General features: G+C 38.2%; 10 protein-coding genes. 9 read left to right on the top strand and 1 reads right to left on the bottom strand.

Annotated elements, in window-relative coordinates; all coding sequences use genetic code 11:
* The first annotated feature begins 66 nt into the window (after positions 1-66).
* From B0I22_RS01055 to fabF, 8 genes are all read left to right on the top strand, one after another.
* Positions 67-1,152, top strand: coding sequence for an efflux RND transporter periplasmic adaptor subunit (locus tag B0I22_RS01055; protein ID WP_185145331.1), 1,086 nt, complete (start codon positions 67-69; stop codon positions 1,150-1,152).
* Positions 1,153-1,246: 94 nt separating this feature from the next.
* Entirely contained in the window at positions 1,247-4,438 is a 3,192-nt protein-coding gene (locus B0I22_RS01050) for an efflux RND transporter permease subunit (RefSeq protein ID WP_133942758.1), read from the top strand.
* The gene (locus B0I22_RS01045; protein ID WP_133942757.1) at positions 4,419-5,864 is read left to right on the top strand and encodes a TolC family protein; all 1,446 of its coding nucleotides are present in this window, start codon (positions 4,419-4,421) and stop codon (positions 5,862-5,864) included. The genes B0I22_RS01050 and B0I22_RS01045 overlap by 20 nt, the downstream gene beginning before the upstream one ends.
* A 197-nt stretch (positions 5,865-6,061) precedes the next feature.
* The gene (locus tag B0I22_RS01040) at positions 6,062-6,655 is read left to right on the top strand and encodes a TetR/AcrR family transcriptional regulator (RefSeq protein WP_133942756.1); all 594 of its coding nucleotides are present in this window, start codon (positions 6,062-6,064) and stop codon (positions 6,653-6,655) included.
* Between the two features lie 52 nt (positions 6,656-6,707).
* A complete protein-coding gene (locus B0I22_RS01035) occupies positions 6,708-7,709 on the top strand; it encodes an NADP-dependent oxidoreductase (protein ID WP_133942755.1) in 1,002 nt (333 codons plus the stop codon).
* Between the two features lie 13 nt (positions 7,710-7,722).
* Complete coding sequence (locus B0I22_RS01030; RefSeq protein ID WP_133942754.1) at positions 7,723-8,445, top strand: SDR family oxidoreductase; 723 nt, start codon at positions 7,723-7,725, stop codon at positions 8,443-8,445.
* A 164-nt stretch (positions 8,446-8,609) separates the two neighbouring features.
* Positions 8,610-9,041: a PaaI family thioesterase gene (locus B0I22_RS01025; protein ID WP_133942753.1), complete on the top strand. Its 432-nt coding sequence runs from the start codon at positions 8,610-8,612 to the stop codon at positions 9,039-9,041.
* A complete protein-coding gene (gene fabF / locus B0I22_RS01020; RefSeq protein ID WP_133942752.1) occupies positions 9,041-10,276 on the top strand; it encodes a beta-ketoacyl-ACP synthase II in 1,236 nt (411 codons plus the stop codon). Before B0I22_RS01025 ends, fabF begins: the two co-directional genes overlap by 1 nt.
* A 169-nt stretch (positions 10,277-10,445) precedes the next feature.
* On the opposite strand, the gene B0I22_RS01015 is transcribed toward fabF, so the two are convergent.
* Complete coding sequence (locus B0I22_RS01015) at positions 10,446-10,970, bottom strand: pyridoxamine 5'-phosphate oxidase family protein (protein ID WP_133942751.1); 525 nt, start codon at positions 10,968-10,970, stop codon at positions 10,446-10,448.
* A 161-nt stretch (positions 10,971-11,131) separates the two neighbouring features.
* Here B0I22_RS01015 and ahcY point away from each other — a divergent pair, with 161 nt between their 5' ends.
* Positions 11,132-12,445: an adenosylhomocysteinase gene (ahcY, locus tag B0I22_RS01010; RefSeq protein WP_133942750.1), complete on the top strand. Its 1,314-nt coding sequence runs from the start codon at positions 11,132-11,134 to the stop codon at positions 12,443-12,445.
* Positions 12,446-12,529: the final 84 nt, after the last annotated feature.

The raw sequence follows: 12,529 nt of genomic DNA, 5'->3' as shown, positions 1-12,529 counted from the left end.
TTCCATTTGTGATTAGTGATTCTTTGTGAGCATTAATCCAATCCTTAATTAAAAAAATAAAAAATTATGATCAAAAGAGTCACATTTTCTGTTGCTCTCAGCGCCTTGCTGATTATCTTTAGCTGTAAAGACAAAAAAGAAGAGAAAGAAGAAACCGCCATTTATCCCGTAACATCGGCTGTGAAAATGGATACGGTTGTCACCAAAGATTACGTCGCACAGATTCAATCTTTGAAAAATATAGAAATCCGAGCTCAAGAAAAAGGTTTCCTTGAAAAGATCTTCGTGGATGAAGGTCAGTTTGTACAAGCCGGACAAACACTTTTCAGAATTATGCCACAAATCTATCAGGCAGAATTGATGAAAGCCCAAGCCGAAGTGGAACAGGCAAAAATCGAGTTGCAAAATTCAAGCACTTTGGCGAGCAACAATATCGTTTCGAAAAACGAACGCGCAATGTCCAAAGCAAAATTGGACGCCGCAAATGCCGAAGCAAAACTGGCTCAAATTCACCTCAACTTCACAACGATCAAAGCGCCGTTCTCTGGTTATATCAATAGAATTCCGTTAAAATTAGGAAGCCTGATTGCTGAAGGTGATTTGCTAACCAGTTTATCAGACAACACAGGAATCTATGCTTACTTCAATGTTTCTGAACCTGAATATCTCAATTATCAAACCCATTCTGCAGAAAGAGAAAATAGCCAAGTTTCCCTTTTAATGGCAAATGGAGAACTGCTTCCGGTCAAAGGAACAATCGCCAATATCGAAGGTGAATTTGATAACGAAACTGGAAATATCGCCTTCCGAGCCAAATTTCCAAATCCAAATCAATTACTCAGAAATGGAGAAACTGGGAAAGTTCAAATGACGGTTTCTTTGAAAAATGCTTTGATTATTCCTCAAAAAGCGACTTACGAAATCCAAGATCAAATTTATGTTTTCGTGGTTGATAAAAATGGAAAAGTAAGTTCGAAAAACATCAAAGTCGCCTACTCGCTTCCAGACACTTACGTCGTCTCTAAAGGCTTGACTGAAAATGACAAATTTCTTTTGGAGGGCGTTCAAAAAGTAAAAGATGATCAAAAAGTGAAAACAAAATTCCAAGATCCGAAGAAAGTTTTATCATCATTAAGATTACAAGCGAACTAAAATATAAATGATAAGTGATGATGGATAAATGATTTCGATTGAATGTCTATAATCTCTTCGTCTTTCATCTATTATCTCCAAAATATAAAACTTTATGTTTAAAAAATTCATTCGCAGACCAGTTCTGTCGATCGTGATCTCACTGATCATCGTATTTTTAGGGATTTTATCTTTGGTAAAATTGCCTGTCACTCAGTTTCCGTCCATCTCGCCACCAAAAGTAAATATCACCGCAGAATATCCCGGCGCCAACAACGAGTTGCTGATTAAATCTGTCGTAATTCCTTTGGAGCGTGGATTAAATGGTGTTCCCGGAATGAAATATATGACGTCTGATGCCGGTAACGATGGAGAATGTTCCATCCAAGTTGTATTCGATTTGGGAACAGACCCGAATGTCGCGGCAGTAAATGTTCAAAACCGTGTGTCGTCGGTCGTAAACAAATTGCCACCTTTGGTTGTGCGTGAAGGTGTGAAAATCACCCGTGAAGAACCGAATATGCTAATGTATGTCAATCTTTACAGTGATGATCCCAAAGCTGACCAAAAGTTCCTTTTCAATTATGCTGACATCAATGTAATGTCAGAATTGAGAAGGGTGAACGGCGTTGGTTTCGCGGATATCTTGGGAACCAGAGAATATGCAATGCGTATTTGGCTGAAACCTGATCGAATGACAGCATACAGCATTTCTGCAGACGAAGTGATGGAAGCACTCAGCGCACAAAGTTTGGAAGCTTCACCTGGGAAAACAGGCGAAAGTTCCGGCAAACGATCTCAATCCATCGAGTATATTCTGAAATATCCAGGACGATTCAACAACGAAAAAGATTACGGCAATATCATCCTGAAAGCCAAACCGGATGGCGAATTTGTAAGATTGAAAGATGTGGCAGATGTGGAATTTGGAAGTTCAATGTACGACATCTACTCTACGCTGAATGGCAAACCTTCCGCCGCAATCACCTTGAAACAATCTTATGGCTCCAACGCCAGCGATGTTATCAAAAATGTAAAATCATTGATGGCCGATCTGGAAAAAACCACGTTCCCAAAAGGAATGCATTACGAAATCAGTTATGACGTTTCCAGATTTCTGGATGCATCCATAGAAAAAGTGATTCACACATTGTTTGAAGCATTTATCTTGGTTGCGATTGTCGTGTTCCTTTTCTTGGGCGATTGGCGTTCAACATTGATTCCAACCATTGCAGTTCCGGTATCATTAATAGGAACATTTGCAATTATGTCGGCGTTTGGAATTACATTAAATTTAATTTCACTCTTCGCTTTGGTAATGGCCATCGGAATCGTCGTCGATGATGCGATTGTGGTGATAGAAGCCGTCCACGCCAAGATGGAAGAAAAGCATCTGTCGCCACTCAAGGCAACGGAAGAAGCGATGCACGAGATCAGCGGAGCAATCATTGCGATTACTTTGGTGATGGCTTCGGTTTTCATTCCTGTGGCATTTATGTCTGGTCCAGTCGGTGTTTTTTATCGTCAGTTTTCGATTACAATGGTTTCATCTATCATTTTATCGGGCGTTGTTGCGTTGACTTTGACGCCGGCATTATGTGCATTAATCCTAAAAAACAATCACGGAAAAGAGAAAAAGAAAACACCAATGACCAGATTTTTGGATGGTTTTAATAATCTTTTTACAATCGGAGCAGGCAAATACCATAACTTGCTAACGAAAGTCGTTACCCGAAAAATGGTGACTTTGCCATTGCTTGTCCTTTTCTGCATCGGTACTTTTTTCTTGAGTAATAGATTGCCTTCCGGTTTTATCCCAAGTGAAGATCAAGGGATGATTTATGCGATTATCCAAACACCTCCAGGTTCGACTTTGGAAAGAACCAATCAAATTGCTCTTCAACTTCAAAAAGCTTCTGAAGATATCGATGGCGTTTCGTCTGTTTCTTCTTTGGCTGGTTACGAAATTTTGACTGAAGGAACCGGATCCAACTCAGGAACTTGTTTGATTAATCTTAAAAACTGGGATGAAAGAAAAGAATCTTCCACAGAGATCATCGAACAATTAGAACAAAAAGCGAAAGAAATCCCAGGCGCAAATATCGAATTCTTCCAACCTCCATCCATTCCGGGTTACGGCGCTGCGGGTGGTTTTGAATTAAGACTTCTCGACAAAGCAGGAAGTGGCGATTATCACAAAATGGAAACCGTGAGCAATGATTTTGTAAAAGAATTGAAAAAACGTCCTGAATTGGGATCGGCTTTCTCTTTCTATTCCGCGAGTTTCCCTCAGTATATGTTGAAAATCGACAATGATTTGGCGGAGCAAAAAGGTGTCAGCATAGAAAAAGCGATGGACAATCTTTCGACTTTGATTGGTTCCAATTATGAAACCAGCTTCATCCGATTTGACAGACCGTACAAAGTCATCGTCCAGTCTGGTCCGCAATATCGCGCGTTGCCAAGTGATCTTTTGAAATTGTATGTAAAAAATGACAAAGACCAAATGGTGCCGTACTCAGATTTTATGCATCTCGAAAAAGTGTATGGCTTGTCCGAAATTACGAGACACAATATGTACAATTCCTCCGAAGTCAGTGGAACGCCAGCGCCAGGTTACAGTTCTGGTGATGCGATAAAAGCAATCCAAGAAGTGGCGGACAAAACTTTGCCAAGAGGTTTCGGAATCGATTGGGCAGGGATTTCAAAAGATGAAGTTTCCAGAGGGAATGAAGCAATATACATTTTTCTCGTTTGTCTCGGATTTGTTTATCTGATTCTCTCCGCACAGTACGAAAGTTTCATTTTGCCTTTGCCTATTATTTTGTCTTTACCAACGGGGATTTTCGGCGCATTTTTATGTTTGAGTCTTTTCGGATTGGAGAATAACATCTATGCTCAAGTCGCAATGGTAATGCTCATAGGATTACTCGGGAAGAACGCCGTTTTGATTGTGGAATTTGCGGTTCAGAAAAAAGCGGAAGAAGGACTTTCGACAAAAGAAGCCGCGTTGCAAGGCGCATCTTTGAGATTCCGACCGATTTTGATGACCTCATTCGCATTTATTGCTGGTTTGATTCCATTGGCTTTGGCAACAGGCCCTGGAGCCGTTGGAAATAGAACAATCGGAACGGCCGCAGCCGGCGGAATGTTGATCGGAACTATTTTCGGATTGATGATCATCCCAGGATTGTACTACATTTTTGCCAACATTGCCGCCAAGTCCAAACTGACTTATTACGAAGAAGAAAATCCTTTAACAGAACAAACTGAACCTTACCAACACGATGGAAAATTTGAATATTAATAAAAACATCATCGCAACGACATTCATTTCATTAATATTAATTGGATGTAAAGCACCAATGGCAACCAAAATTGCCGATCAGGTGAAAGAAACGATTCCTCAAAATTTTGATAATCAAACAACTTCTGAAAATAATTCCGGAATCATACCTTGGAAAGAATTTTTCACAGATCCCAATCTCGTAAAACTGATTGATGAAGCTTTGAAAAACAATCAGGAATTGCTCATCACACTTCAACAGATCGAGATTGCGAAAAGTGACGTGATGTACAAAAACGGAAAACTTAGTCCGACTGTTGTAGCAAAATTGGGTGCAGGCGTCAACAAAGCTGGAAGATATACGTCTGAAGGCGCTGGTGACGCAACGACCGAAATAGAACCGGGAAGAGAAATGCCAGATCCACTTGGAAATTTCGAAGGTGGATTGGTAGCGAATTGGGAAATCGATATTTGGCACAAACTGAGAACTGAAAAGAAAGCAGCCGTTGCACACTATCTTTCGACTGTTGAAGGAAAGAATTTCGTTTTGTCAAGTTTGATTGCTGAAGTGGCTGATAATTACTATGAATTATTGTCACTTGATAATCAACTTGATATTATCCATCAATATATGGATCTGCAGAAAAAAGCTTTGGAAGTTGCGAAAATCCAGAAGCAAGCGATGGCTGCAACCGAATTGGCTGTTAAGAAATTCGAGGCTGAGTTGGCAAAATCCAGCGCGACAGAATATGATTTGAAACAACAAATCACCGAAAAGGAAAATCAAATCAATGCTTTGTTGGGTCGTTATCCGCAATCGATTGTGAGAACCAAGGAAAGTTTTATGTCCATTGTTCCGCAAACGATTTATACTGGAATTCCGTCACAATTATTGGCCAATCGACCTGATATCAAGCAAGCTGAACTGGAATTGGAATCGGCAAAATTGGATGTGGAAGCAGCGAGAAAAGAATTTTATCCAAGTCTGGAAATCAATGCAACGCTTGGCTTAGAAGCTTTCAATCCTTCGTATTTGGTGAAATTACCAGAATCGATTGCTTTTAATTTGGTTGGAGAATTGGCTGGTCCATTGATTAACAAAAGTGCGATTAAAGCACAATTCAAAACGGCTGATGCGAGACAAATCCAAGCGTTGTATGAATATGACAAAACGATTTTGGACGCTTACATCGATGTTTCAAATCTAATGTCGAAAATCAAAAACCTCGATAAATATTATGAATTGAAAGCTCAGGAATCAAAAGCTTTGGATGACGGAATCGGAATCGCCAATCAACTTTTCCGAAATTCCCGAGCAGATTATTTGGAAGTTCTGATGAATCAACGTGATGCGTTGGACGCCAAAATGGAACTTATCGAAGCTAAAGAAAGACAGTTAAGCACGGTTGTGAACATTTACAAAAGTCTTGGTGGCGGTTGGAAATAGTTGAAGACTCAAGAATAAAGATTAAAAACTCGATTCTAACTTCAAATTTCTCACATCTAAAATCTATTAACACTAATTATAATTCGAATACTCTCGGAAATTTTTTCGGGAGTATTTTTTTGTTTTAAATAAATATTTAAAAATATACCAATTGGTATATAGTTTGTTTATCTTTGCAAAGTCAATTCAAATTTAAAATGTCAAAAGCAGAAAAAACAAGACAGTTCATCATAGAACAAACCGCAGAACTTTTCAACAAGAAAGGTTATGCAGGAACGTCTTTGTCCGACATTACTTCTGCAACAGGACTGACAAAAGGAAGCATTTATGGAAACTTTGAGAACAAAGATGAAGTCGCAAAAGAAGTCTTCCTCTATAATTCAAAAAGACTTCAGCAAAGCGTTGCTGACAAATTGAATAGAGAAATGACGTGCCGAGAAAAGTTATTTTCGATTGTTGATTTTTACAGAACATCGTGGGAAAGTAATTTTCTCCGTGGCGGTTGCCCATTGCTCAATACTGCCATCGAAGCAGACGACACAATGCCTTTCTTAAAAAAAGAAGTTGCCAAAAGTTTTGAAAATTGGGCACAGAAAACCATTAATATTTTGGAAAATGGCAAATCTCAAAACGAAATTGTAGAATCAATCGATTCTCAGAAATATGCTTATCAATTCATTGTATTGATAGAAGGTGGAATTCTGCTTTCAAAAACGATGAATAACAAAGCTCATCTTTTCAACGCACTAGAAAGAATCGAAAAAATCATCGATAACGAATTAATCAAATAATTTTTTTTGAATAAAAATATACCGATTGGTACAAAATAAACAAAATAAAACTATGAAAGCATTCACATTACAAGGTTATAGCAAAACAGACAAGCTTGAATTAGTAGAATTTCCTGAACCGAATCTAAAGGAAAACGAAATTTTGGTAGAAATTCATTCTGCAAGTGTCAATCAATTGGATAGCAAGCTGAAAAGCGGAGAATTCAAGATGATACTTCCTTACAAATTTCCTTTGATTTTAGGACACGATGTTGCAGGAATTGTTGTGAAAACGGGTTCGAAAGTCAAAAATTTTAAAGTGGGAGACGAAGTTTTCTCCAGACTTCCCGATTTTCATATTGGTGCGTTTGCAGAATCTGTTGCGATTAATGAAAACTTTGTCGCTTTGAAACCAAAAAACATCTCGATGGAAGAAGCATCTTCTATTCCTTTGGTAGCGTTGACTGTTTGGCAGGCTTTTATTGAAAAAGCAAAATTAAAAAAAGGACAAAAAGTATTTATACAAGCTGGCTCTGGTGGTGTTGGAACTATTGCGATTCAGCTGGCAAAACATTTGGGAGCTTTCGTAGCAACTACCACAAGCGAAAAGAATTTCGATTTGGTAAAACAACTCGGAGCCGATGTTATTATCGATTATAAAACTCAGGATTTTGAAAATATTCTGACAGACTATGACTTGGTTTTGAACAGCCAAAATCAAGAGACTTTAGAAAAATCATTAAGAATATTGAAATCAGGAGGAAAATTAATTTCCATCTCAGGTCCGCCAGATTCAACATTTGCAAAAGAAATTGGACTCAACTTTTTTATGAAATTCATCATTTCACTTCTGAGTCGCAAAACAAAAAAATTGGCAAAAAAGCAAAACGTAGATTATTTTTTTCTCTTTATGCAAGCCAACGGAACACAACTCGCAGAAATTGGAAAACTCATCGAAGCTGGCATCATAAAACCAATCATAGACAAAATATTTCCCTTTGAACAAACCAACGACGCTCTTGATTATGTAGAAAGTGGACGGGCAAAAGGAAAAGTAATCATCAAAATCAAATAATACATCTCACATTATGAAAACCACCAACAACACAGTATTTATTTCCGGAGGTTCAGCTGGAATCGGATTAGAAATCGCCAAATCATTTTCCGAAAAAGGGAATAAAGTCATTATCAACGGAAGAAACCAAGAACGTCTTGATAAAGCTTTGGAACAATTGGAAAACGCAGTTGGAATTCAAGGAGATTTGTCAATAGAAAGTGAAAGAATTAGAATTGCCAACGAACTGATTCAGAATCATCCGGACATCAACATTGTCATCAATAACGCTGGAGAAGCTTATTATTACAACTTAGCAGACAACACCAATTCTTATGAATTAGGTAAGAAAGAAATCAACACCAATTACCTGACAATCATTCACTTTACAGAATTATTGCTTCCGCATTTGTTACAAAAAGATTCTGCGGTTGTCAATGTAACGTCTATCGCATCGCTGATTTCTTATGCGCCACTTCCGACTTACGCTGCCAGCAAAGCCGCACTTAGAAGTTACACGCAGTCACTCAGAAATGCTTTGAAAGAAACTTCTGTTAAGATTTTCGAAGTTTTGCCACCTTTGGTCAACACAAGCTTTTCAACAGAAATCGGTGGAGAAAACGGAATTCCACCAAAAGAAGTTGCGGACGAATTATTGATAGCTTTGGAACAAAATCAGTTCGATGTTCCAGTTGGACAGACCAAAGTTGTACTTGGTGTTTTTCAGGAAGCTTTAGCAAAACTGAGTCAGAATTAAAATATTAATATTTATTTGGGCAGCTTAATCCGCCTTCCGCTCCCAATCTTTTTTGCAGAACATTTCAGTTTAAATAGAACTCGAGTGCAAGCAAAAAAGGATTTCCGCTCAAGTCGGGCTGCGGGTTTCAACATAAATTACAATTGATTACTAAAACAGAAATTATGGACAGATTAGCACATTTGAAATCATTAATCGGAAAAGAATTCACAGATTCGCCTTCGCCATTTATGCGCTGGCTGAAACCGATTGTGGTTTCTGCAGAAAAAGGACATTTGGAATTTCAGTACACAATTCGTCCGGAATGGCTGAATCCAATCGGAAATCTTCACGGCGGCGTAACTGCAGCAATTATTGATGACGTTTTGGGCGCAACAATGTTTTCTCTGAACGAACCAACTTTCTACACAACAATTAATAATGTCATCGATTATTTTTCAATCGGAAAAGAAGGCGAAAATATCATTGCCGAAACACACATTACGAAGTTGGGAAAACAATTCATCAATGCCACTTGCGAAATCTGGAATTCTGACAAAACCAGACTGATTGCAAAAGGTACTTCAAACTTATTCAAAACACAAATTACAAGATAATGAAACGAGTTGTAATCACCGGAATGGGAGCCGTAACTCCTTTAGGAAATGACGTCGACACTTTTTGGAACAACATTCTGAAAGGCGAAAGCGGCGCTGATACAATCACACACTTCGATGCGGAAAAATTCAAAGTTCAGTTTGCGGCAGAAGTCAAAAACTTTGCTCCGGAAAAATATCTGGACAAAAACGAAATAAAACGAAGCGACCTTTTCACGCAATTCGCTATATACGCATCTGCGGAAGCAATGAAAGATTCCGGTTTAGATTTGGAAAATATAGACCCTTTTGATATTGGCGTCATCTGGGGAACAGGACAAGGTGGAATGGAAACTTTTGAAAATGAAGTCACAGAATATGTTTCAGGAGATGGAATACCGAGATTCAATCCGTTTTTTGTTCCAAAACTGATTGCCAATATGGCTTCCGGAATGATTTCTATGAAATATGGTTTGCGAGGAATCAATTACACAACAGTTTCCGCTTGCGCCACTGCAAACACAGCTTTTATGGATGCGTTCAATTATATCCGCTGGGGAAAAGCGAAAATCATTGTAAGTGGTGGTTCGGAAGCGCCCATTACTCAAGCTTCTGTTGGTGGTTTTTCATCAATGAAAGCAATGTCCACAAGAAATGAAAACCCAAAAGCAGCCAGCCGACCTTATGACGTAGAACGAGACGGTTTTATAATGGGCGAAGGTGCAGGAGCCTTAATTTTGGAAGAATATGAACACGCCAAAGCAAGAGGTGTAAAAATCTATGCAGAACTGATTGGTGCAGCAATGACTGCCGATGCCTATCATATGACTGCACCTCATCCGGAAGGAATCGGAGCTGCAAAATCTATGGAATTAGCTTTGCAAGATGCAGAAATTCTACCAGAACAAGTCGATTATCTGAATCCGCACGCCACTTCTACGCCACTTGGAGACTTAGCAGAACTGAATGCTATCACCAAAGTTTTCAAAGGAAGTCCTAATCTGGATATCAGCGCAACCAAATCTATGACGGGACATTTGTTGGGAGCAGCTGGCGCAGTTGAAGCAATTTTGTGTATTAAAGCAATTCAGAATAGTGTAATTCCACCGACGATAAATATTTCAAATCTTGATGAGAATATTCCGGAAGGTATTAATATCATAACCGAAAATAAGGAAAAACCAATTAACATCGCGATGAGCAACGCTTTTGGTTTTGGTGGCCATAACTCGACGATTATTTTTAGGAAAATTTAAAATAAACCACATAGACACATAGATAAAAGAGTCTTAAAAGATTTAATAATTAAGATAAAATAGAAAAGCTACTTTTCCTTTTTGAGCTAAGTTTTTAAAAACTATGTGTCTATGTGGTAAAAAAAGAAGGCTTAGTAAAAACTAAGCCTTTTTATATTTGAAATTGATATTATTTCTGAGTATGATTGATATCGTTTCTGTGTTCCATTATGTCAAGATTTGAATCTACAAAATAAGCACTTCCGAAACCGTTCACATAAGCACCTTTCACAGGATGAAGCGCAACTAAGATAAAATCTGTCATTTCATTAAGAACATCTACGATTTTCCCGTGTCTTTCTTTCAGTTTTCCAACAACATTATTCCAGTCATCAGTATCTCTTTCGATTTGAGAAGTAGAAACCTCAACGGTCAGTCTTTCTCTTGCGTAAACCTGTTTTGTAGCAGACTCATCCTCGATGAACATTGCAGAAACTTTTCTTCCTTCAGCCAAATTTTTTGTGTGTCTTGCCATAAAAGAAACCAAAATATAAAATTGATTATCGATTTCTACAAATGGTGCATAGCTGGAATTTGGGTTTCCTTCCGCATCTACAGTTGCTAAAATAAGGCTTTGAGTTTTTGCAATCAATTCTCTTACTTTTGGAGCAATAGGTTTTGCTTGTCTTTTTGCTTCTTCTGTCTGTTCACTCATAATATATTTTTTTAGATGCCACAAAAATAGTTATTTAGATTTAAACCAAATAAAATCTTCTTATGTAAATTGTCATAATCGGAAATTATTAAAGGTTTTTATATCTTAATTATATATTGTAATTTTGCACTTTAGTTTTTAAACTTATTTTAATTATAAATATGAGTACAACAACACAATACGTTCCTTACAAAGTGAAGGACATTTCCTTAGCAGAATGGGGAAGAAAAGAAATTACTTTGGCTGAAGCAGAAATGCCAGGCTTGATGGCAATCCGTGAAGAATACGGACCATCTCAACCTTTGAAAGGAGCTAGAATCGCTGGATGTCTGCATATGACAATCCAAACTGCAGTTCTTATAGAGACTTTGGTAGCATTAGGAGCTGAAGTAACTTGGTCTTCTTGTAACATCTTCTCTACTCAGGATCACGCTGCTGCTGCTATTGCTGCTGCTGGAATCCCTGTTTACGCTTGGAAAGGTCTTAACGAAGAAGAATTCGATTGGTGTATCGAGCAAACTTTATTCTTCGGAGAAGACAGAAAACCATTGAATATGATTCTTGATGACGGTGGTGATTTGACCAATATGGTTTTTGACAGATACCCGGAATTCACAAAAGACATCAAAGGACTTTCTGAAGAAACCACAACTGGTGTTCACAGATTGTACGAAAGAATGAAAAACGGAACTTTGGTAATGCCTGCAATCAACGTAAATGATTCGGTTACTAAATCTAAATTCGATAACAAATACGGTTGTAAAGAATCTGCAGTAGATGCTGTAAGAAGAGCGACAGACCTTATGTTGGCTGGAAAAAGAGTTGTAGTTTGCGGATACGGAGACGTTGGAAAAGGAACTGCGGCATCTTTCAGAGGAGCTGGTTCTATCGTGACTGTAACTGAAATTGACCCGATCTGTGCACTACAAGCGGCGATGGACGGTTATGAAGTTAAAAGACTTGACACTGTTGTTGATAACGCAGATATCGTAATCACGACGACTGGTAACTTCAACATCGTGAGAAAAGAGCATTTCTTGAAATTGAAAGACAAAGCAATCGTTTGTAACATTGGTCACTTCGACAACGAAATCGATATGGCTTGGTTAAACGAAAACTACGGTCACACAAAATCTGAAGTTAAACCTCAAGTTGACATCTACACCATCGAAGGTAAAGAAGTGATCATTCTTGCTGAAGGTAGGTTGGTAAACCTTGGTTGTGCAACTGGTCACCCATCTTTCGTAATGTCTAACTCTTTCTCAAACCAGACTTTGGCTCAAATCGAACTTTGGACAAACTCTGCAGCTTACGGAAACGAAGTTTATATGTTACCAAAGCATCTTGACGAAAAAGTAGCTGAATTACACCTTAAGAAATTAAGCGTTGAGCTAGAAGTTCTTTCTCCAGAGCAAGCTGATTATATCGGCGTTGATGTGAAAGGTCCTTTCAAACCAGAATATTACCGTTACTAGCAAATGGCTTATAGCATATTTGAACGCTTCAGAATTTTTCTGAAGCGTTTTTTATTAATATTTAGGAGCTATTTCCCGCTATCC

It is taken from the genome of Epilithonimonas xixisoli (assembly GCF_004365655.1).
In the GTDB taxonomy this organism is placed as follows: domain Bacteria; phylum Bacteroidota; class Bacteroidia; order Flavobacteriales; family Weeksellaceae; genus Epilithonimonas; species Epilithonimonas xixisoli.
The sequence above is the reverse complement of the archived record's forward strand: the minus strand, read 5'-3'. Positions and strand labels throughout refer to the sequence as shown.

Coding starts and splice junctions, on each gene's coding strand:
- B0I22_RS01055 (WP_185145331.1), top strand. CDS start 67: ATGATCAAAAGAGTCACATTTTCTGTTGCTCTCAGCGCCTTGCTGATT.
- B0I22_RS01015 (WP_133942751.1), bottom strand. CDS start 10,970: ATGAGTGAACAGACAGAAGAAGCAAAAAGACAAGCAAAACCTATTGCT.
- B0I22_RS01040 (WP_133942756.1), top strand. CDS start 6,062: ATGTCAAAAGCAGAAAAAACAAGACAGTTCATCATAGAACAAACCGCA.
- B0I22_RS01030 (WP_133942754.1), top strand. CDS start 7,723: ATGAAAACCACCAACAACACAGTATTTATTTCCGGAGGTTCAGCTGGA.
- B0I22_RS01050 (WP_133942758.1), top strand. CDS start 1,247: ATGTTTAAAAAATTCATTCGCAGACCAGTTCTGTCGATCGTGATCTCA.
- B0I22_RS01025 (WP_133942753.1), top strand. CDS start 8,610: ATGGACAGATTAGCACATTTGAAATCATTAATCGGAAAAGAATTCACA.
- B0I22_RS01045 (WP_133942757.1), top strand. CDS start 4,419: ATGGAAAATTTGAATATTAATAAAAACATCATCGCAACGACATTCATT.
- B0I22_RS01035 (WP_133942755.1), top strand. CDS start 6,708: ATGAAAGCATTCACATTACAAGGTTATAGCAAAACAGACAAGCTTGAA.
- fabF (WP_133942752.1), top strand. CDS start 9,041: ATGAAACGAGTTGTAATCACCGGAATGGGAGCCGTAACTCCTTTAGGA.
- ahcY (WP_133942750.1), top strand. CDS start 11,132: ATGAGTACAACAACACAATACGTTCCTTACAAAGTGAAGGACATTTCC.